The following is a 21,808-nucleotide window of genomic DNA, read 5'->3' on the forward strand; positions in this document are numbered from 1 at the left end:
TGATATCACCATATTCTACATGATCAGGGTCATAGCCATGATCATAACCGAAAACACATTCACCTGATTTGACTAGAGCTGTTTTCAGCCTCCTGCCAATCGCTCCACGCGATCCTGTTATCATAATCGTCAAGTGCAATATCCTTAAGCTTCATCTGAAATAACTGACTTATGGGAATTAACTAAGTAGGATTGTATGATTAAGGAAATTGTAAATAAAGAAAGAAAATATAACGAAATGAATCAATATGTAATATTTTTGCTTTGGCTATCACCAGTGGGTATGTGCACTGGTATGAAGCAATTGTCTTACACAAGGATATGTCAACAGGCCATCACACTCGCCGTAGCAACGCGTCAATTACTACGTGATTGACAGTTTTTGTTTAACTTCTTTTCACTTAAGAAGACCTTAATGGAATTCCAGTATAAGCATCACATTGTATTACCGACAAAGTTGGGTATTTAGGTTTCATCTTGCTGCAACACTTACAGTAGTTATTATGGTCTTTGGGGTGTGTTATTTTTATAGCATGCAAACAGATTTAACATAAACCACCGTACATGACATACCCTACAGAATATTATCTTTAACAGCGACCTTGTGACAGGTGAAATCCAAGTTTTCATCTGTGCACGCATTTAACATCGTGTACAGCTCTTCAATGTCAGTTTTTTTCATAGGTTTTAGTTTACCGGATTTGATCAATCGGATATATTCACCCATTGACATGCTATAGGCGCTGGGCGTTACACCCTTGCCAAGGTAAGTATTGGTGTAAGCAACCACCTGATCGCCCTGATAGGCAACATAGGCTTGAGAATAGTTAACCTCTCCAAAGTCAGATTCAATAGGTTTTGTCACGCCAACCACAATACTTTTGACAGTAAACGCTTCTGGTTCAGGCACACGAAGTATCAATTTACGATACCATTTTTTATTCTCAAGCGCAGGAATCAGTTTAAAGCTCTGAATACCAAAAATAATTTCACTGGTAAATTCAATCGGACTCTTAATCAGATAGTAAAACCATAAAAGTGGACGTTTAATATTTAAATAAAACATCGGTAGGCGATTACCTATGCCAGGGTCTGATTTTCTAAGCTTGTAAATATTCATCATGTGATTAATCGAGTAAATAATTTCTCTAATTAACGTAATACCAGCACCAATCAGGTAAACATAAAGGATTATTTGAATGATCATTATTACAGCTCTTGTTTGTTGCATTATCATTATTGCTTATAGGGTATCATACCATAAGCATGAATATAGTCAGCAAAACTCGTCTATGTGTTCTGATTTTTGTTTCATCCAAGGCAATGAGTAATAAGTGTATGCAACTTGTAACCACTAACTAATAGAATATCACTCTCATCGCTACACATAGACTTGTATGATTTACCACCGGTCTTACCCGTATGGATAAAGAGCCCTTTTGAATAGCCTTTTCTAGCTATCGCTTTGCTAAAATCTTCAACGTGCGCTGGATTAATGTGACTATGGTATCGCTTTGCCTGAACTGGCCACCAAACACCACTCAGTTTGACATGGCCATCAAATCCCCCGTCACCTGTGTATCTTGGATTGCGTTTGATTTTAAATCCGCGCATGGCAAAACAATACAAAAGTAGCTCTTCAAATATCAGAGGGTCGATCTTGCGAATATAGCTAAAAAATCTTGGTGCCGAATTTCTAAAATCATCTTTGTTTAGTAGTTTCATGATCGCTCTAGCTTGTCTGATATTGCGATTATGGATGTGCTTTCGCACAATAAAATTCAGCCAGACATTTTCAATGAGCTTGTCGCAAAATCTTTGCATCTTATGTTGCAAATAACTTGCAGGTCTATGATTAATAATTGCATTGATTTCCATAACTGTTCCTTATGCTGATTCAAGATGCTTGCATTTTGGATAGGCTGAACAGCCTAGGAACTTGCCTTTTTTACCCTGCCGAATATACAAATCACTGCCGCATTTAGGACAAGGTTTATCAGCTTTTTCGGGTGCTACTTTTTCAAACTGTGGTTTGCCATGGTTATCAGAGTAGATTGCTTTACACTCAGGATAGCCGCTACACGCCCAGAACTTACGCTTCTGTTTGCCTGTTCTTAAAATCAATGGATGGTTATTGCATTCTGGACATTGAATATCAGAGGTAATGACAGCAGCTTTCGCTTTCGGTGAACCTCTATAGTCATCCATTTTAGTGTCACAGCCTTCTTTGTAACCTGAGCATCCCCACCAGTAACCTTTGCCTTGCTTGGTTTTATGTCTAATCATCGATTTACCACATTTAGGGCATGGGTTGGCGATGACTTTTTCGACCTTGCCATCCATCGAGCGAATAACATCAATATTTTGATGCAGGCTTGTCTGAATACCTTCAATAAAATTCTGGTAAGTTTCCCTGCCTTTGGCAATTTCACTGAGCTTCTGTTCCCAGTCTGCGGTAATCACAATATTGGTTAATGCATCAGGTAGTTGTTTAATAATTTCACGTCCCTTCGAGGTCGAGATAATATATTTACCATCTACTTTGACATAGCTTCTTTGCTTTAGTGTTTCAATAATATCTGCACGCGTGGCTTCAGTGCCTATACCCTGAACTTCAGCAAGCATCTTCTTAGCATTCTGATCGTCGACCTGACGACCACAGTTTTTCATAGCAGAAATTAACGTGGCATCTGTGTAATGCGATGGTGGCGTTGTCATTTTGTCATGAATATTAATTTCATCACAGTTTAATGGCTGATCAACCTGAACCACAGGTAATTCTTTTTCAGTACTATCGTTGCCTTTTTTATCCTGATCTTTATCAGAATGTTTTTGGATAGCTCGCTTCCAGCCTAGCTCAACTGGGACGATACCTTTTGTTTTAAAAAGCTCTTCTTCACAGATGATTTCAATCACTGTTTCATTAAAAACATATTTACCCATAAACTGTGCCAGGTAATAACGCACAATAATTTCGTAAACATTTGCTTCAACCTGACTCATGCTAGCTTTGTTTATCTTCCCACTATTCGTAGGGATAATGGCATGATGCGATGATTCACTCACTTTTTTATCATTCCAGCAACGCGATTTATATTGTGCGTCACAGTGCTGAGTAAGTTCACTATAACCCAGCTGATTAAGATGCCCTAAAATCTGTGCTGTTTCGCCAAATTGAGATAAAGGTAGATAGCCACAGTCAGTACGTGGATATGTCGTTGCTTTATGTGTTTCATAAAGTGCCTGTGCCGCGTTTAAAATGCTTTTAGCATCGTAGCCATGTTTTTTATTGGCAATCTTTTGTAACTCTGAAAGTGATAATGGCAATGGGGCTGCCTGTTCTTTCTTCTTTGTCTCACATGTCTTTACAGTACCAGACTGATTAATGCATTTCTCAACCACTGCTTCTGCAAATCCTCGATCAAGGCAATGCCCCTCTTCGTCACCCTTAAGAAAATCAGGAACTACCCAGTCACACTCTACCTGATCAAATTTGGCTTTTATGATGTAGTAAGGCTTTGGTTTAAAGTTTTCAATTTCAATATCACGTTCCACAATAAGGCGCAATGTTGGCGTCTGCACCCGTCCTACAGAAAACACATTGCTGCTGTCGCCAAAAACAAGTGTGCTTGCTCTTGAGTATGACATGCCACACAACCAGTCAGCTCTTTGCCTGCCAAGTCCCGCCCAAAAAAGATTCTCTGTTTCACTACCCTCTTTCAGATTACTGAGTGCTTTTTTAATTGAGCTGTCGTCTAATGCAGATAACCATAATCGTTTAAGGGGTCCGTTATATCGGGCATTACCCAGAATTAATCTTGCAATTAACTCCCCTTCGCGATCAGCATCGGTTGCAATCACTACTTCACTTGCCTTGGCAATCAGACCCTTTACCACCGCAAGCTGTGCTTTTGATTTAGGATTAGGTGATAACTTCCACCTTTCAGGAATAATCGGCAAATCGTCGAGATTCCAATTTTTATATCTTTCATCATATTTCTCTGGGTCAGCAGGCTGTAATAAATGGCCAAATCCCCAGGTAACTATGTCACTGTGACTTGATAAATACCCTTCTGATTTACTATTACAGCCCAGTACTCTGGCAACATCTCTACCCTGAGAGGGTTTTTCTGCTATAAATACTCTCATTTTATGTTCCTTATGCCTTTACACGCACAATGAAAAATCTTTAAATTCAGTGTTATTATAATGAGGATATGTTCTCATGCGCTGATGTAAAGCATTTCCCTTCGCTGTTATATGTTTAGCTATATAAGCAGTCACTTCAAACTCAAGAGCTTCATAACCATTTGGGTTATTTGTGATCTTCATACAGCCATCTTCATTACTCAATGACTCCAAAAGTTGATCAACTGCAATTGACAGTGCTGCGGTTAAATATTCTTTTTCCTGTGACTGCTTAATTGCTTCTTCCCAGTTATGTGGAATATCTTTGTTACATTTCAGGTAATCAATATAGTTTTGGTAATCGGATTTTTGCATTGCTTGTATATTCAGGTGATAAGCGTGCAGATGCTCATACTCGTCAAGTATAATCACTGTGCTTTTTTCAACGCCTTTTTCTGATCGATATTTGAAATCAAATTTAATTTCATATCCCATAGGTAACTCCAAAAAATTTATTGATGCAATATTAGCTGCTCATATCATGTAAGGCTGCTTCACTATGTTCTAAATCAGTTTGTTCTGATATTTCATTAGCAGTTGTGCTGCCAATGCTCTGATCATCATCGACTAAAGCAGTCACATTTTTTTCATAATCAATATTTTTATGCTTATATTGAATATCTAGCATGCTGTGGTGATAGACTCCATCATAAATGTCATCCGTCAAATTAAGCTTAAGCACAGACTCAAACTGATTATTTGACTCTACAAAAGCTTCACTTCGCGTGGCAAAATCTTCTGCGGTAATGCTTTGATGAACCTTACCATAGCGCATACATTGACTGCCAATCTCCTGCATTGGCGCAAGGATTTTGTTAATTTCATTTTTAGCTTCTGCCTGGGTGATACGTCCATAATAAACGCCACTTTTAATCACCGATAAAGGCAGGTTAAAACGGTAAATCTGTCTTAAAAACAGTGAGATCAGTTTATTATCATAAGTAACCCCCAATTTGATCATACGCTTAGGTCGCACTAAAGCCATGTTTTTCAATGAGTTACTTAAGTTACGATACGTTTGTGTGCCGGTATAAGCTCGCTCACGAGTAGGACATTTTTTAATGAAGTTCTTCAAAAGCGCAATGGCAAATAAATTACCTTTACTGGCATCTTCACAAAGCTGGTTGAGCTTTTTATTCAAGCTTCTAATTACCTGATTTTTTTCACCAAAGAAATGGTCTACTAATTCTTGCCAATATAAATTCGCCACGGCTGATAGTACGATCTCTTGATTATTAATCATTTCATTTTTCATGTGTTTCTCCTATTGTTATTTAATGTTTATTGAACTTCATTAACGTCAACTAAATTGATTGCTGCCTGATAATCTGCTATTGCCTTAATGGGTAGTGGTGGCAACAGATTATTTGCTAAAGCCAGAGGCATGACTTCTTTTTGACGCTCTAGATTAGCAACAGGTAAATCATTCAGATTCAACTGACATATTCTGTTGGTGACTTTATGGATAGACTTCATGTATTTATTTTCTTTCTGCCCCTTGAAAGTGCTGCTTTTAAATATGCCCGTCAATTTTGTGTATTCAAACTGCACATAAACAATATCAAGCAGACCAATAAGTGTGGCAAACTGAAAACAGATTGCGTTGTTTACCATCAGATCATAGTTTGCTTGTGGCTTGGGCTGCCACTTAAAAGGTGGCTTATGTGCTTTATTGATTTTTGTTAAAAGATTAATGTGCTTTCTGTAAAACTTAGCAATACGCATCATATCGCCAAGCAACTCAAAAAGCATAATATAGGCATTAATATCACCTCTTGACGCCATATGATTCAATCGACTGAGCTTGGCCAGCGCAATAAAAACTCGTCTTTTATCAGATATGCGACTATCAAAGAGTCGTTTAGCTTGATTAGAGACAATCTCAAGTTTAATAATCTTATCCATGACTACCCTCTTCTTTACTTCTTTGATCTTTCTTAGCTTTTTTGCCTTTCGTATCTTTATTTATTTGGTTAATTGTATTGCTCGGTTTTATGGTTCGGATGCTACGAATCGTAGCGCTTAAAGGTTGATAAATAGCGCTAGTCTTGAAAGCGCTAGTGTAGTAAAAGCAAACCTTTTCAAATTGTTCAGAACTATTACTATTGGATTGACAGGCATATACGGTATGGTCGATCACATCTGCCTGCATTGCTTTTTCTATTACTAAATCGACATCGTCGTCAATTTTTTCACGTTTGCAGAAGTACTCCCAAAAATCTACGGTGATATAAATACCCTCTTTTGGGCTTGAGCTATAAAATAAGCGATAAGGTTTCCCGTTAATTTCACGTAATGAAAATCGCAACCATTTTTCAAGCTGAGCAGGATTTATCCTCATATCCGCGTGATCATCTTGCTTATCATCTGCCACACTTTCATTTATTTGTTCTATAGACACTTGATTTGAATGTGTTTTTGATTCAGTTTGTCGCTGTGTTTTATCCTGTTTATCGTTGTCTTGAATATTGTGAGATGTATCAAAGTCAGCACTCTCGCCCTCAGACTCTATTGACCTTTTGATATGTCCACCAATAGGTGTTGCAAGTATTGTTTCTGCTTCATCCTTATCAATATCTATAAAGTTTACACGTTTCATAATATCGCGAATAATTTTTGTATCTGGATGAGTAATACCATCCTTGATAAAATCATTCGGCAATATATCTTGTGCAAAATCTGGGTTATCTGGCTTTAAAATAGGAAATCTAACCTTGTATGCTTGATTTGCCGCATTAATAAAAATGGCATGACCATTCGGTAATGACATTAATAGCTCAGGCGTTAACAAACTCACTTTTTCGCTATTGATCGTATCCTTGTTTGATGATCTGAACCCATGACCATTCATGTCATTGACACCACTATCTTGGGTCGCAGACTGCGCAATGATAGTGTCAAAGCTATCACAGATCACTTTAGCATCGTTATATTCTTTAATTCTAAAGATGAGCTTCCAACCCTGCGAGTTAGCAATTACCTGAGCTGCTTTTAACTCACTGCCATCATAAGCAGCTGCCAAATCTTTCAGCGTCTGCGTTGCCCATGAAATGCGAAATCCAGTACCACGAGCCTTATTCAGCAATTGAATAAACTCATCATTAGCAACTTCGGCTGTTTCATCAATATAAATAAAAGCACCTTCACCATGTTTACCAACTTTACGCCCCTGGTCATTCATGACCCCTGCATAATTCGTTAAATCAGCCAGAAAGCTTCTAATGATGGTTGATGACAGCACTTTGTTGGACAGTGAGCTAATACCTATATAAACAATGGCGTTGCGCTTAGGATTATCTAAAATTTCCTTAGCATCATATTCTTTCAGCTGCTTATAACCATTACCGGCTTTTAAGATACGATCACGCGTATGGTACGAAAATAACGTCATCTGTTTTGTGCCATTAATCTTACTAAATAAAGGAAATACGTTATTAATCATCTTGTCGCGATGCTGTAAATCCTTTTGAGAAACAATAAACAACTCAAAGTCGATGCGGTTTACCATATCAATATGATCGATCTCAATGCCTGATGTCTCATCGGTTAGCTCATCCATCTTGTTGCGCACAAATTCAACAATTGCGGCATTTCTTGCCTGAATTTCAGTAATGGGTTTGGCTTTTTCATTTAACTCATTTTCAGCAAGAATCGCCTCTGTACGCTCTGCGACTTTCTCTTTGAATTCAGGATATCGCTCAGGATAAATAGACTCGCAGTAACGCCTTAATAGCTCGAGTGGTCGAGTAATATAAAAATGAAGCGATGCTGGATCTGGTCTAACACCAATTTCATCTAGCGCTTTAGCTGTCTGATTAATTGCCTGCCACGCTGAAGCAGTAAAGGGATCACCTGCCTTTTGTGACATGCCACTGGTCATGCGCCCTGCAACTTGGCTGACATCACTGTAATTACCAAAAAGATTAGCTTTAGCTGATATATCATGCTGCCCCAGCAAAATAACAATCATATCTTCAAGTCGTCCACAATCATACGCAGCACAAAACATATTAATTAAAACATCAAGTGCACCTTTAGGATCACCGTACATAGTCAATCTGTCTCGCTTAATATCAGAAACAATATGCGAAGTCATGCTAACCGTTTTACCAGAACCTGTTGTTCCTAATGTAAAGCCATGACTTGCTCGATCAGCAAGGGTTGCGAAAATATACTGCTCTTTCATGCTATTGATTGCATGATAAGCGGGAACACCTGCCATATATGGCACTAATGGAAAACCAAGACGACTCATCAGCTTATCAAAATTGTTGCATAGCATTTGTAGATCACTAAAACGCGCTTCCATAAACTCTCTATGCATATGCTCTGCAATAACCTTCTTCACCCACTTACTTTTTGCTCGTTGCTGTACAAAAGTATGTAAGCGCTGTCTATGTTCAGCTGTCCATTTAAAACCAGTGCCCATAAACAGATCATATCCTTTGGCTGTTTTTTTACTCGCCATCGTTGGCAGTTGACTGTTTGTCATTATCTCAGGCGCAATAAAACTTAATCTATGCTGATAAATCCACGCTTTAACGCCCTTACGTATAAATAAAAAACCCCAGAAAGCGATAATCATCACAAATATCGTATGGCTGAATGGATCAAAAGGTATCAGCATAAAATCACAACTGATCAGTAAAGCACACACCCATAAAAACAGGCCTGCGATCAGATCAAAAAAGAACAGTGGCGTAAAACGGTTATCAATATTCTTTGTGACTTCAATCATATTAATTTTATGAAAAAAAGCATTAATAACATCAGCTATCCAAATAAGTGGCCTTATCAAGTAATCCACTACATCAATAACGTAGAGTAATACGGCTGATGCACGACTTAATACAGGATGTAGCTCAGCTGTTTTTGAGGACAGACTAGCTTCACTCATAACTGACCCCCTAAACGCTTACTATTAAGTTGGAGAAGATCAGTTGCTAACACCTGCTCCTTTTGTAGTTGATGCTTGTAATTCAACATGAGTGCATAAATTTCCTTTGCCTTCATCACCACAAGTTTTCTGATCACATAAGCCCGTGTTGTTGACTCAGTAATATCTTTAAGCGAATCTGTACTAAAACTGTCAATAGCTGAGTTACTCAACGTGTTGTAAATATTCTTTTGGTCTTCTGTGCTTGCTTTCATTGCACTATTAGCAGTTGATTTAAAAGCTTGCTCTCTTAACACCGGTAATTGATCTTTAGCTTGTGCGTTATTCAATATTTTCGGTGCTGTTTCCACCGTAATTGTCATTGGGTTGGTAATGGAGTCAGCTACATGATCATGACCTACTTTAATCGGCTGAGTTAAATCAGAAATAAATTTTTCTGATTCTTGTGAGGTTGCCTCCAGCGCATTACAGGTTAACTGGTTCAATGTGTCACTGACAGAAAGGTCATCACAGGTATCTATTGGAGTAGACTGTTGTTTTAACTCACTGTTAAAAACGCTGTTCTCAGTCTGTTGATTCCTGATAATTTCATTCGCAAAGCCATTATTCATGGTATCTATCAACGCCGCATTACCGTTAATGTCACCTGAAAGAATATTGCCTGATGCTTTCATTTTCTCATTATGTTGATGAGCATCTTGCAGAGTGTTTTGAACATACTGTTCAACTTGTAATACATCAATATTTAGAACAGCCACAGCACTATTAACTGATAGTACATACACTGCCATGATCGAAACCACCTTAAACCCACCCATCATTACATTCCTATCAGCTTTTTGATTTTATCGGCAACCTCATTACCACTTAGGGCATTAAGCGCCATTTCGCAAAAGCTGGTATTAGTGTATTTGCCCAATGGATTGTTTAAATCCAAGTCTGGCAAACTAGGTAAATGAACGCCATTACCACAAGAAGCATTTTGATTAGTCAGGAAATATGGATTGTCCTGTACTTTGTTATTTAAATTTAAATCCTTACAAACATCTGTCTTAATATCAGGCACATCAAATTTACAGGATGCTGCATAGTTATTATTAATCACGACCAGGCCAAACATTAATGACAAGGAAGCTAAAAAAATCTTATTCACGGATAATCCCCTTATTTAACAGATTCTTATAACGTGATCTAGCACTAGTGCGACAAATAACCACGTTATGATTTGCTCTTGTTCTTCTCACAATCATTCGCCAGAACTCAGCAGGTGAAACACCGGCAACATCACTAACCACAATAACGAACATCACAATCAGCATTAAAAATTGAATGATGGCAAAATGAAGAATCAGGACGCCCATCAATGGCACAATGAGTATCGGGTCAACGCGACTGAATATGCGCGGCTTAAGTGCCATATCCCGTCCCCTAAATCGTAACGCCTGCTCCATAACCCACCCTTAGTTAAACTGGACATCGCCACTTGATGCTTTCTGTGCCGCATTATCAACACCAACCGTTTTACCCACCATATTAATAAACGGGGAAGCAGCAATTAAAATAATACCAAAAATTATTCCAGCCTTGCAGGAATTAGAGGATGGCGCTTCCTGATCGCCTGCTCTTGCGCGTGTTCTTCTATAAAATCCATATAGTCCAACATACACTAGCAGAAATGTCCCAACCACTGCCATAGCAACAAATATGGTCGCTTTTAACTTACCAGCATCGCCAACACTTAAGATTGAAGTTAACCAGTCAAATATAGTACCATTTGTATCCGCAGCAAGTGTTAGTAATGGCGAGCATAATAACAATCCGCCAAATAGCGTTTTTAATGCACTGCGTATAATGTAGCTATTGTTCCCGACTACTTTGTTTTTTCTAATTGCTAGACTTTGTTTATTTTTATGTTTCATTGATTTCTCCTCGTTGATTAATGGATAACTAATGCAGAGCATTTACCCTGCCTGATAAACGTAACTGGTATTACCAATCACAATTTGCTTATTACTGATCAGTGTTACCGTGCCCACAACTGTTTTTTGCCCAACCTGCACGGTCAGATACTCACCATCAAGTTTAATGACAGCACCATTAGGCGTGTTACCCAGATATAAAAGTGTGTGCTGAGCAGCCTTGACTGTCTTGGTTTTGTTTTGCTGCTTATCATCGATGTTTTGTGTACTCGCCTTTGCACCTTTTACATCTGATACAAATTTTTTATTTTTCTCATTTTCTTTATTTGCTTCATTTGCCTTGCTTGCTTTATCAACAATCTGTGTTTCATCAAAATGTTCTGCTTGCTTATCTTCTTGGTAAGATTGTTGGCTGGCAGTTACATCATTTTTGTTGGTATTCATGGCTGTAATAGCTGATTCAATTTTCGATAAATCAGGCGTGCCAAGTTGCTTCATCTGCCCAAGCATATTTTCCTGCACCTGGTTCAAGTTTTTATTTAAGGTCTGTACATTCTCATTTAGCCTTTTCATTGCTGCTTTAATGTCGCTTTGCGTTGCATCCAGTGCTGTTAACTTGTCATTTAACTGTGTCAAGGCATCAGAAGATTCACTGCGTAAAACAGCGAACTGTCCTTTTTGTGCTTTCCATAAGCCCTGTGTAGTAGCGTTATACTGTTGTGTACTCAGGCTGTTATTACTAAAAACCGCTAAAGCTGAAAATATCACTGCACCAATAGCAGCAAGCAGAGTAATATGCTCACTTAGCTTAATTTTTTGCGTTATTTGCATTTCTTTCTGAGGATATAACGCTACCTGATCTACACGTTGCTTAGCATTACTCTCTTTGCGCTTTCGTGATGCAGCAATCTGTGCCTTTTTCTCAGCTCTTTTAGATTTTTTTTCAACTGCTTCTACCTCACTGACATCCTCATGCTCATTTGAGTCAATATCTGATGATGCTTCTTCGGTCTCTTCTGCCTCAGTAAGATCCTCATCATTGAGCTCTTGTATATCTTCAACATTTTCAACATCTTCACCCTGTTCAGATTCACTAAGCATTTTTTTAAATTTACTCATGGGTTTATTCTCCATAAACTTGTTTATTAGTTAGCGTAAGCATTGCCGCCTGAAGCATTTCCTGACGTAACTGTGATTGAAAGCTCATCACTGAAATATAATTTTCATAGGCCTGCATCTGCGTAAGGGAACGCAATACAGCTGAATCAGACATAAAATCAGAAACATCTTTCTGGGTATTGGTAATCTGCTTCAACCATTGATCTCCCTCTGGTGTGCCAAAGTGACTATCTGCAAACTTTTGTAACAATTGCATAACTGATGGCTTTTGAGGATTGTCATTCTGACCAACACGTAAACTTCTAATGGTATCCAGACTGGATGCAGCCAAAGCACGTATTGCATTGGGACGCAGGTAGTTATTTACATAAGCCAATTGATCGCTCGCATTTTTAGTGCTTGGCGCTTCAATTACACCAGGTCCAACGATAATGTTATTAAAAGTACTTGTCGCTTTCATGTTGGTTTTATCAAAGGTATCTCCCTCTGATCCCATCAACAGGTCAGCTCTTAATACACGCGGACTAATGGCATCTTTATCAGCACTGTCTGCATCACTATGCAACTGATCAGCATTAAGACTGCGTGCGGCTTCAATGATCTGGCTTGCATTTCTCTCGCCACTAGCCTCAGCGGATAATGTGGTATTTCGATTAAGTAAATCACTGGCTCGTAGTGCACTGCGTGTAGATACGCTACTTAAAAGACTACATGTAGCATCATTTAGTGCGTCTGAGATAGAATAGCTAGCGCAGGCATCAGATGAAGGTTGCATCTGCATGGCTAGTTTCTGATTATAAATACTATTTTGCGTTTGCTCATTACGCACAATTGAATTAGCAAAGCCATTATTCATAGTATCCACTTCATAAGAAACACCTTCAATACCAGCATTGAGCTGATTGCCAGACATTTTGATTTCTTCATTAAAAAATTCAACTGCTTGCTTCCCTAAAAGCTTTAAAGCAATTATTGCCGCCATGTCCATTGTTGGATAACCTGTTGCATTAGCCTGAGTCATAGCACCCGCCAGTGATAACCCCAGTAATGACTTAACCAGTAATTTCTTCATCATGACCTTTTTAACCTCTTTGTTTTTCTTAGCTTTACTGCTTTTACGTTTGTACTTAGTTACCTTAAATATTTATCGGATGACCAAGCCAACCTGATACCAATGCAATAACCTCACCAATATTCCATAACAGAACCCCTGCAATCATCAGCCCAATAATGGTACCCGGTGTATGCTTTGTTTTTGCACAGGCAAGGGCATACCACAACACCATGCTACGTATAAAAACCACCACACCAATGAGCTTGATAATCTGTATAATCAATGCAAAAGCTTTGGAAATCTGTGTGGTGTCATCAATGCCAAGATTTAGTTGTTGAAGCACACTCTGAACGTTACTACCAATAGTCCACGGATCAGCAGCTTGCAATGTATAAGCGTTGGTACCAAAGACAGTGCGTGAACTCATGTCCATATAATTTGATAACTGAATTAACATAATACCGATAAATACCATCACCATAATTTGAGAAAAGCGGTATTCTGATTTCCCTTGTGATGCGTCGTAGCCTTTAATGACTGCACTAACAAGTAAAAAAACACCGATGACTGATGATAAAATCAATAAGGCATTACGCAAATTCATGAAATCAGTGATGGACATCAATTACTCCTCTCTCTGCAAGTTGATTAAAGTGTTGCTGATAGCTGCGCCCATAGGTTTCAACACAATACTGAGTGGCTCTTGTCAGATCATCCATATGATCAAGCAAATAGTTTTGCACTTCTTCAGTAAAAATCAGATACTCACGCACCGCTACTCGACCCCCTCTTTTTTGAGAAGCATCAACCGCTTTACGGCGTAATAGTTTCTGGAAGACAACAATACCCAGCAAACTCAGCACTTTTTTAATTTCCCCTTGTGTCCTTAAATGATCAGGAATCATGCCAAGCATTCGATTGACCACCTGAGACACACTGTTGGCATGAATGGTGGTAATGCCAACATGCCCTGTTTCTGATGCTTTAATCATGCCATCTAGCGTTTCGTAATCACGGGTCTCACCGACCATAATGACGTCAGGCGCCATGCGTAAAAACTCATAAATAGCTCCAGGAAACGTTGATACATTTTTAGGGACTTCAAGTTGAGCTATAACAGAATTGCCTTCATCTATCTCAGTATAGAGATACTCAATAGGAGATTCAGCTGTGTAAAAATTCAAACCCTGTTGACGAAGTGATGACTCTTCAAAGATATAGCGATTAAGCGCAGCAATAGAGGATGATTTACCAGAACCTGTTTCACCAGCAAACAGTAAACATGTCCCCTTAATTTCATTATTGTTTGAAGTTAGCAACTTAACATAAGCCTGAATAATCTCCTTCTCAATGCCTAAGTCGCTGCATTTAGGAGGCATAGAATCAATAGGACGCATCACGATAAAAACACCGTTATATTCTCGGACAATATTAACACGGTAACGATATTTCTGATGGTTATAGCGGAATGTATAAGAACATGGCAACCCTTTACCAAATAGCTCAGCAGATAAACCTTTACCGCCATAAATCATTTCAGCTATCTGTGAAACTTGTGTTTCAGTTACACTAAACGTTGTCACTGCGGCATTATGTCCGTGCAATTTAACTTTAATTGCTCGCCTTGAACCAATCATGAAATCAGATACACCTAGATTCGTATAATGCGCTATGAGTGCATCAAACTTATCCTTATGAGTAATCTCATATTGCTGTAGTTCAAATTCAGACATACTATCACTACCAGCTTGATCTTGAGTCTTTGCCTCTGACATCAGTGACGCGTGCATTGCATATCCTTATCTGTACTTGAGTCGTCATCCTCACCATCAGTAATCACAACTTTTGGATAAAACCCTAGATTTTTATGAACATGTTTCACCAGCATACTTGCTGTATGTATGTCAATTTCAACTGTTTTAACGAGTTGATCAGCATGCGCTTCTTGATGCACATCACACTCAGGTTCATTTGACGCACGCTTATCTTGTGTGGCTTCTGATGTTGTGCTTTTTTTATCTTTATTAAGATTCATTGTCCGTTTTATCCTTTGTCATGGTTGGTTAACATTGTATTTTCAGGCTTAAGCTTACTAAGCGATGTAGATGACATGACTTCTCCACATATCTGAGTTTTTATCACCACTTTTTAATACTGTTTAATCGACATTAGTTCCTGCTGTGGCTTAAATGCCCATTCATTAGGATTACTGTTTAACTGTGCCGGTGTAGTAATACGATAAACATGATTATTCACACTCATTTCTGTTCTGTTGTTATTAGCTGAAACACTGTTCTGGCTGTAGGCAATAAATGGACTGGATACCTTATCTTCAGCATATAAGCGTAAGTAGGTCAGCATCCCGTTAAAATCTCGGTTAAGTAGGCTAATCCGGTAATTCATTTCCTGATTAGCCTGCTTAACGCCTAGCCCCCACCCAGTGTTAAAAGCTTCTTTCCATACTGCCTGTTCACCGCTGTCATGTGGCAAAAGCCAAGAAGCAATTTTCTCTGGCGCACTCACAGGATGAATTAAATAACTGCGCCAGCTTGGAACAACTGTGACCAAACGTGCATTAGCATATAACTGGTAATACTGATCTGAAATGCTAATTGACTTGCCCTGATAATCACCCTGAACATAATTATTAGATTTTAAAATAACGGGTGGTAATACATTAACAACAGGTGAGCCACCACTGGCATAACTTAACAGCCATGTGAAATTAAAAATTTTATCTAATGCATTAGCTTCTTTTAGAATGCGTTTTTGGAGATATTGAAGCTGATCAGCATAACCATACTGTTGTCCAGATCGCAGCGCATTACTCTTAATGCCCATATCTCTTGCTGAAGGTAAATTTTCCTGATTTCCGCTTGAGCTTGCATTGAGCATTACACTGTAAGCATTACTACTAATCTGGGTCTGACCATTATCATGCAATACGGTGGTATTATATAAATCATTAGTTTGCGCAAAGGATTGACTAAAAAATAATGCGCTAGAGACTAACAGATAATACTTGCCATAAAATCTCATGTCATACTCCAAAGCTCATTGTGACCAGTTTTGCTGTTGGCGCTAATTGAATAATCGCCTTATTATTTAACTGAGCATTCAAATCTCTTAATCCTTCAACCAGTGACTGGTTTTTAAGATCAAGTGTGACCATAATGGGTTGTGCTGGCGGATTGCCAACGAAACTCGCCTGATACCCTGCCAGATCAGCAATACCTTTCAAGGCTTCTTGAGCCGTCCCCACGAAATGAAAAGTTGTCTTTTGCTCAAAATTCACAGGAATAGATTGCAGATTAAACATAAAACTCTGCCACTGTTTATCATCAGCATGCTTATGAAGCTCAGTGGTTTTAATTTCTGTTAAAGTCTGAATATTCTGACTGGTCTGTACTGCCACGGTATCCAATGCATATAATGGCTCATTCGACCTTGGTGGCGTATCTGCTTGATTCACCGCACATCCTGATAGCATAAACATTCCAAAAGCCAAAACACCTACAGTTGACTGACACAGTGCTTTTTTTACTTTTTCTACTTTTTTAACATCTTCTCTAACATGCTCTGGCTGCTTCACTTCGCTCTCCTGAAATTAGTTAAATAAACATTACCTGTTTATTCATACGTAATTATCTGTGTTAAGCACCATATTGCCTGAGTTTTGAAAGTGACCTACACCACAATTGTGGTGTCAAAGTGAAAATAATTGAATTTTTTTATCTTGTTGCCGAAATTAACGAGAGAAACTTATAAAATGAAATGATAGCAACGGACTAAATAGATTAACATCATATTTTTTCTGACTTTATATGGGTAATTCAGTGTCAATTAACTCATAATAAGCATTGATACAATTCTTTAGTAAAATGTCATCTGCCTGATCATTATCATCCGCTTCACCTGAACTGATAAGACGCTCACGGGAACGTTTAATTGAACTAGAGGGGAATTGGTCAGATAGAATCAACCGAGCATGGTATACAGGTTGCTTACTAATCCCTTTGAGTTTATCTTCAAGTCGTTGCTTAAAAATATAGTCCACTTCATCTGTCTTAAATGCCCATAATTTATTGGTTGAGGCAAGATAGTAAACTGGGACAATAAAACGCCCACTTTCGCCATCTATATCCTGCACCACTAGTAAAAATGGCTGCCCATATTTAGAATGTCTGCCACGCAAATGCCGCTTAGCTAAAGCAAAGTGTGTTTCGTCAAAACCAAGATATTTTCGATAAGTATCTCGCTCATCCTCTGACTCACCCATTGAAGAGATAAAAACGCAACCCATCTGCCTGACCAATGCTTTATCCCAGTCTTCCAGTAATTGACTATCACCACCAAAGTCATAACCATATTTACGACCTTCCCGAACATCACGTGATAAGTCTTTATTGAAGTTTTTGGCTTTTTTAGAACGATGCTTTTCATACACACGAACAATTTTAGGAATACCAACTTCTGCCTTAATCAGTTTCTCATGATAAGCGTGATATTTCTCATCAATATCAAGATCGGATTTAAACGCCTGCATATTTTTATGGATATTAAATTTGTTACGAAAAATGTTCACATAGAGCATATACATCACTGAAGCTTGACGCTCTTCCTCTGTTTCAGCACTTGATTGGTCTTCATCCTGTTTGCCACACACATACTGCAAATCCAGTATATGCACCCTGGCACCTTCAATGTTATAACGTGTTGTAATCACTGCATTAGGGTATTTGGTGCAAATCAATTTGATTTTATTGATAAATATATCCAACAACACAACACCATTATCACTCTTAAGTTTACGTGCACTATCAACAATGCTTTTGAACTCAGGTAATACATCCGGTAATTCCTTGATCGTTGGCATTGCCTGCTGCTGGCAGCGATAAGCCATTCTGAAATCACCTTTATCATGAAAATGATCAAATAACTCCCACCAGTTATAATTTCTCAGTTTATAATAATCAAATCCATCTTGAAGCAAAACAGAATCGACTTCATTATCCATACCCTGAGTCCATAATTTTGGATGATCAGACTGATCACTGAAATACTGATAAGCCGCTATGACAATTTCATCCAGTAATGATGAAAAATCACGACCAAAACTAGACTGCCCCAGATCAGCAACACACTGATCTATGAAATTGACAATACTGGCACGCTGCGCATTGCTCGGATGTCTTGCACCATAAGGCAGATCAAATATGTTAACGGCAAATTTTTCATTCAGCTGTGGTTCATCATAAAATACCAGATGCTTTTTATCTTCTGGTAATGCATCTCTAATCGAGTTGGCAAACAACTGACCGTCATAACCAATTGTGACGACCCCTGTTAATGGTAGCTGTCGATAGGGTTCTCTAAATAAGGTTGCGTGAAGCACTGAAGCATTCAAAAAAGTTTTACCAGTACCAGGAGGTCCAATTACAATAACCCTTGGAAAGCTTTTCTGCTTTTCGCCTGGGTCAAATGGATAAACAGAATAATCCTCGGCATTGATAAAATTAATCAATCCATCCGACCAAGGTGAGCGAAAACGCTGCCATGGCATTTGAACAAATGCATCAAACACACAGCATGCCATTCCCTTATGAATGGTTGGCTCAGCTATAGACGGTAGGCTCTCCATCATTGACTGATGTGGCATGGCTTTCTCAATTTTTAGACTCTGCGTACCCCAGTCTTCAATCATTTTGCGTAAATTAGAGCTTTGCGTACTTAGTATGTCTTTATCCTGATGCCAGGTTAAAATTGACAGTCGATAAATAGCCAATGGCTCTGACTCACGTTTACGCACTGCCTCAATAACTGCCCCATCATCTTTAATGCGATTACAGTTATTTGGTCCTGGTATAATACCTGCCATACCAATCAGCGATGCCCGAGCTAATAGTGCATTAACCGATTTTGAACTAGCTGTTAAATGCCAGTTCATCAGATACGGCAAGTGCAGCGTTTTATTCAGTAGTGATTTAAAGCTGGTTAATATATTTTGAGGCACTTCAACACTCATTGACTGATAATGAAAACCATTAAAAGAGATGATTCCCTGTGCATCCAGCTTCATATCATCACCAATGATCTGCGTTAATAAAGGTGGTAATAAATAACCTGACAAACTGTTCTTGTCAGCACTTTCATCGATTCTCATCTGCATGAGGTTGACTGACTGCTCCCTTTTACTGTCATAGGTAACAGGCGTCCATTCTCTATTAGCATTTCTATTAAGAATACAACGATAAAATTGCAATGTTTCTTTTGATGTATGCACATGGAATTTAAATCCACCAATCGCGGTTAACGTAGCAATTACTGATTTCAGTGTATCCTGATGATAACGCATCACTGCTCGATTAAAGCTCAGTGGATTCTGTCCATAGTATTTTTGCTTAAGCACTGTTTTCATATCTCCCTGAAAACCAATCTGATTTAACAGCCTTGCCACATAACTATTACGCTCAATATTTGCCTCCTTAGCATTAAGTGTATCTAGCACGCCCTCTCCTGTTTCAATCGTCATCAACATGCGATCACTTCGGGTTAATCGTTTTAAAGTTTCTGCATCCTGACGATGGATGTCATGAACATTGAGATTAAGTCGATCTGCACACTTATCATAATAATTAACTGCCAGATCAAAATAGCTATGATCATCTGGATCATTCACAAAACTTACAATCAACCGACTATCCTCAGAAGCAAAGAAGTTGCTTAACTGATCAACAATATACTGAATATTCTGTATTGCATTCTGACTGCTTATAATTGAGCTGTAACCATGCAGCTCAATAGTTGTAGATAATTCTCCCTTGTCACACAGTAATGCTTCATAGTCTTCATTTTCACCATAAACAGGAGCCTGTAACTTGGTGGTATCTAGCAGATTCATATCTGCTTTAAAAATTTGCTTAAGTTGTTTGAATAGTGCTTCCATAAAAATATTAATACCAATTACTGAATTGTATGTTAATTTTATACTATGTCTATTTATATTTTGTTTCAACTATTTTCAGATATATATACTTATATCGTTGTTTGTATTTTTAAAATATATTGATATAATGAATTTTTATAAACAGGTAATGCAGTGATGATCAAATGTATCTGAAACACGAGAACAAAAAATTAATGCGACTGGCATTCATACTGACGCTTTTATTTGTAGCATTTGCTATTAATGTTGCTTATCAGATGATCGATCAGACTAAGCATCAACGTATGATTGGCATCAAACCATCTGGTCAGACAGTTGAGCTGAAAACGCTACATGAGGCACCCAATGTCTAAAATTATTATTTTTTGCCTGTTGCTGTTGACGACCTTATCTGTATCTCAGGCATTTGACCATTGTGACGGCCCGCCATGGGATCCCTGTGAACTTTTTTCGAGTGACGATGTCCCTGACAATCAGACAGCAGCTAATGGCTATATTAAAACGCTTCCACAAAGAGTCAATGAAATACACAACGCACCACTAACTATTGATAAGCTCGATATGATGGGCTTTCTAGGCGATGCTAATGAAAAATCACAAACAGCTACCTATTTAGAGTTCTTGATGTGGGAAGCTGGTTTTGAGGCAAAAGGGAATTATGTTGCTAATCAGCAACAACCATATACGGTATCTAATTTTTATAATCATCAATATGGTGATAACTTTACCTATTTCCTGCCCCCATTTGATTATAAAAAAGGTTGGAAGTATTGTCAGGCACTCAAATTCAGACCTACTGTTGAGCAAATTAAAAAAGCACAGTCTATTTTGCAAGAGATTAATGATGTGATCACTGTATTAACCACTAAATTACCTGAGTTTGATCCCAAAACAGAAACCTCAAGTGATTTAGTAAAAAAGAACAGACAGTATTATGATAATGCATTAAAAAAACTAAAAACATTTAACTATGATGCGGATATTAGTTATGCAAAGTCACAGTTTGATCAATATACGTTTGTGCAAAGCAAAAAAGCACTAACAGGTGAGCAGTACTGGATTAATCAACCGTGTCTAAAGGGTGATTCTGGTGGACAACTTACGGTTTATAACTATTAACGGTTTGATGAACTTCAAATAAATACAAACTTTTAAGGAGATAACAATGGCAAGAGGTACGGTTAACAAAGTAACACTGGTAGGTAGATTAGGAGCAGACCCTGAATTGAGGTACATGCCTTCAGGAATGGCAGCATCAAATATTCGACTTGCTACAAATGATGGCTATAAAGATCGCCAGACCGGTCAATTAATAGAACATACAGAATGGCATCGCGTCAGCATCTTTGGTAAGTTGGCTGAAACACTTGCGCAATACACAAAAAAAGGTGATTTACTTTACATTGAAGGACGCATCAGAACCACCAAATTTCAAGACAAGACGACAGGGCAAGATCGTTATAGTACTGAAATCATTGCTACAGAGATGCAAATGTTAGGCAGCAGCACCCATCATGAAAACCATGAAACCCAAACTCAGGTCACACCTTCAGCATCTTCTGTTAAGAGTCAATATCGTCAGACAAGTAAGTCATCAGAAAACGCTCCAAGCTTAGAAGATCTGGAAAATTTTGATAGTGATGAAACCCCTTTTTAAACACTAAATAACAGTATAAAAACATATT

General features: G+C 38.3%; 22 protein-coding genes. 3 read left to right on the top strand and 19 right to left on the bottom strand.

Translation table 11 applies throughout. From position 1 onward, the window contains the following. Positions 1–574 precede the first annotated feature (574 nt). The 19 genes from DNJ75_RS04780 to DNJ75_RS04870 form a co-directional block, all read right to left on the bottom strand. Entirely contained in the window at positions 575–1,231 is a 657-nt protein-coding gene (locus DNJ75_RS04780; RefSeq protein ID WP_117002050.1) for a hypothetical protein, read from the bottom strand. 80 nt (positions 1,232–1,311) lie between these two features. Continuing rightward, positions 1,312–1,878: a restriction endonuclease gene (locus DNJ75_RS04785; RefSeq protein WP_117002051.1), complete on the bottom strand. Its 567-nt coding sequence runs from the start codon at positions 1,876–1,878 to the stop codon at positions 1,312–1,314. Positions 1,879–1,887: 9 nt separating this feature from the next. Continuing rightward, positions 1,888–4,149 (bottom strand): DNA topoisomerase III, encoded by a 2,262-nt coding sequence (locus DNJ75_RS04790; protein ID WP_117002052.1) that lies wholly within the window; start codon positions 4,147–4,149, stop codon positions 1,888–1,890. An 18-nt stretch (positions 4,150–4,167) separates the two neighbouring features. Continuing rightward, on the bottom strand, positions 4,168–4,623 hold the full coding sequence (locus DNJ75_RS04795; protein ID WP_117002053.1) for a hypothetical protein: 456 nt from the start codon (positions 4,621–4,623) through the stop codon (positions 4,168–4,170). Positions 4,624–4,654: 31 nt separating this feature from the next. Beyond that, on the bottom strand, positions 4,655–5,443 hold the full coding sequence (locus tag DNJ75_RS04800) for a hypothetical protein (RefSeq protein ID WP_117002054.1): 789 nt from the start codon (positions 5,441–5,443) through the stop codon (positions 4,655–4,657). A gap of 26 nt (positions 5,444–5,469) precedes the next feature. Continuing rightward, the gene (locus DNJ75_RS04805) at positions 5,470–6,093 is read right to left on the bottom strand and encodes a hypothetical protein (RefSeq protein ID WP_117002055.1); all 624 of its coding nucleotides are present in this window, start codon (positions 6,091–6,093) and stop codon (positions 5,470–5,472) included. Further along, positions 6,086–9,085, bottom strand: a complete 3,000-nt coding sequence (locus DNJ75_RS04810) for a TraM recognition domain-containing protein (RefSeq protein WP_117002056.1) — start codon at positions 9,083–9,085, stop codon at positions 6,086–6,088. Before DNJ75_RS04810 ends, DNJ75_RS04805 begins: the two co-directional genes overlap by 8 nt. After that, a complete protein-coding gene (locus tag DNJ75_RS04815; RefSeq protein ID WP_150468915.1) occupies positions 9,082–9,876 on the bottom strand; it encodes a hypothetical protein in 795 nt (264 codons plus the stop codon). Before DNJ75_RS04815 ends, DNJ75_RS04810 begins: the two co-directional genes overlap by 4 nt. 29 nt (positions 9,877–9,905) lie before the next feature. Continuing rightward, positions 9,906–10,238, bottom strand: coding sequence for a hypothetical protein (locus tag DNJ75_RS04820; RefSeq protein ID WP_117002058.1), 333 nt, complete (start codon positions 10,236–10,238; stop codon positions 9,906–9,908). Continuing rightward, a complete protein-coding gene (locus DNJ75_RS04825; RefSeq protein ID WP_117002059.1) occupies positions 10,231–10,503 on the bottom strand; it encodes a hypothetical protein in 273 nt (90 codons plus the stop codon). The genes DNJ75_RS04820 and DNJ75_RS04825 overlap by 8 nt, the downstream gene beginning before the upstream one ends. Before the next feature lie 42 nt (positions 10,504–10,545). Continuing rightward, complete coding sequence (locus DNJ75_RS04830; RefSeq protein WP_117002060.1) at positions 10,546–11,004, bottom strand: hypothetical protein; 459 nt, start codon at positions 11,002–11,004, stop codon at positions 10,546–10,548. A gap of 42 nt (positions 11,005–11,046) precedes the next feature. Beyond that, positions 11,047–12,123, bottom strand: a complete 1,077-nt coding sequence (locus tag DNJ75_RS04835) for a hypothetical protein (protein ID WP_117002061.1) — start codon at positions 12,121–12,123, stop codon at positions 11,047–11,049. 4 nt (positions 12,124–12,127) lie between these two features. Next, complete coding sequence (locus DNJ75_RS04840; RefSeq protein WP_117002062.1) at positions 12,128–13,198, bottom strand: hypothetical protein; 1,071 nt, start codon at positions 13,196–13,198, stop codon at positions 12,128–12,130. Between the two features lie 61 nt (positions 13,199–13,259). Further along, positions 13,260–13,799: a hypothetical protein gene (locus DNJ75_RS04845; protein ID WP_117002063.1), complete on the bottom strand. Its 540-nt coding sequence runs from the start codon at positions 13,797–13,799 to the stop codon at positions 13,260–13,262. Further along, entirely contained in the window at positions 13,786–14,967 is a 1,182-nt protein-coding gene (locus tag DNJ75_RS04850) for an ATPase, T2SS/T4P/T4SS family (RefSeq protein ID WP_117002064.1), read from the bottom strand. Before DNJ75_RS04850 ends, DNJ75_RS04845 begins: the two co-directional genes overlap by 14 nt. Beyond that, positions 14,952–15,212 carry a hypothetical protein gene (locus DNJ75_RS04855; RefSeq protein WP_117002065.1) on the bottom strand — a complete coding sequence of 87 codons (261 nt, stop codon included), beginning with the start codon at positions 15,210–15,212 and terminating at the stop codon, positions 14,952–14,954. Before DNJ75_RS04855 ends, DNJ75_RS04850 begins: the two co-directional genes overlap by 16 nt. Before the next feature lie 113 nt (positions 15,213–15,325). Beyond that, a complete protein-coding gene (locus DNJ75_RS04860) occupies positions 15,326–16,216 on the bottom strand; it encodes a type IV secretory system conjugative DNA transfer family protein (RefSeq protein WP_117002066.1) in 891 nt (296 codons plus the stop codon). Between the two features lies 1 nt (position 16,217). After that, on the bottom strand, positions 16,218–16,769 hold the full coding sequence (locus tag DNJ75_RS04865) for a DotD/TraH family lipoprotein (RefSeq protein ID WP_117002067.1): 552 nt from the start codon (positions 16,767–16,769) through the stop codon (positions 16,218–16,220). Between the two features lie 228 nt (positions 16,770–16,997). Further along, on the bottom strand, positions 16,998–20,078 hold the full coding sequence (locus DNJ75_RS04870; RefSeq protein WP_157968206.1) for a P-loop NTPase family protein: 3,081 nt from the start codon (positions 20,076–20,078) through the stop codon (positions 16,998–17,000). Positions 20,079–20,287: 209 nt separating this feature from the next. On the opposite strand from DNJ75_RS04870, the gene DNJ75_RS04875 reads away from it, so the two are divergent. Genes DNJ75_RS04875 through ssb form a run of 3 tightly spaced genes read left to right on the top strand, consistent with a single transcriptional unit; the run spans position 20,288 to position 21,780 of the window. Beyond that, complete coding sequence (locus DNJ75_RS04875) at positions 20,288–20,476, top strand: hypothetical protein (protein ID WP_117002069.1); 189 nt, start codon at positions 20,288–20,290, stop codon at positions 20,474–20,476. Beyond that, a complete protein-coding gene (locus DNJ75_RS04880) occupies positions 20,469–21,242 on the top strand; it encodes a hypothetical protein (RefSeq protein ID WP_117002070.1) in 774 nt (257 codons plus the stop codon). Before DNJ75_RS04875 ends, DNJ75_RS04880 begins: the two co-directional genes overlap by 8 nt. Before the next feature lie 46 nt (positions 21,243–21,288). Further along, positions 21,289–21,780 (top strand): single-stranded DNA-binding protein, encoded by a 492-nt coding sequence (gene ssb, locus DNJ75_RS04885; protein WP_117002071.1) that lies wholly within the window; start codon positions 21,289–21,291, stop codon positions 21,778–21,780. The last annotated feature ends 28 nt before the right edge of the window (positions 21,781–21,808 follow it).

This window comes from Cysteiniphilum litorale, from assembly GCF_003428165.1.
In the GTDB taxonomy this organism is placed as follows: Bacteria; Pseudomonadota; Gammaproteobacteria; order Francisellales; family Francisellaceae; genus Caedibacter; species Caedibacter litoralis.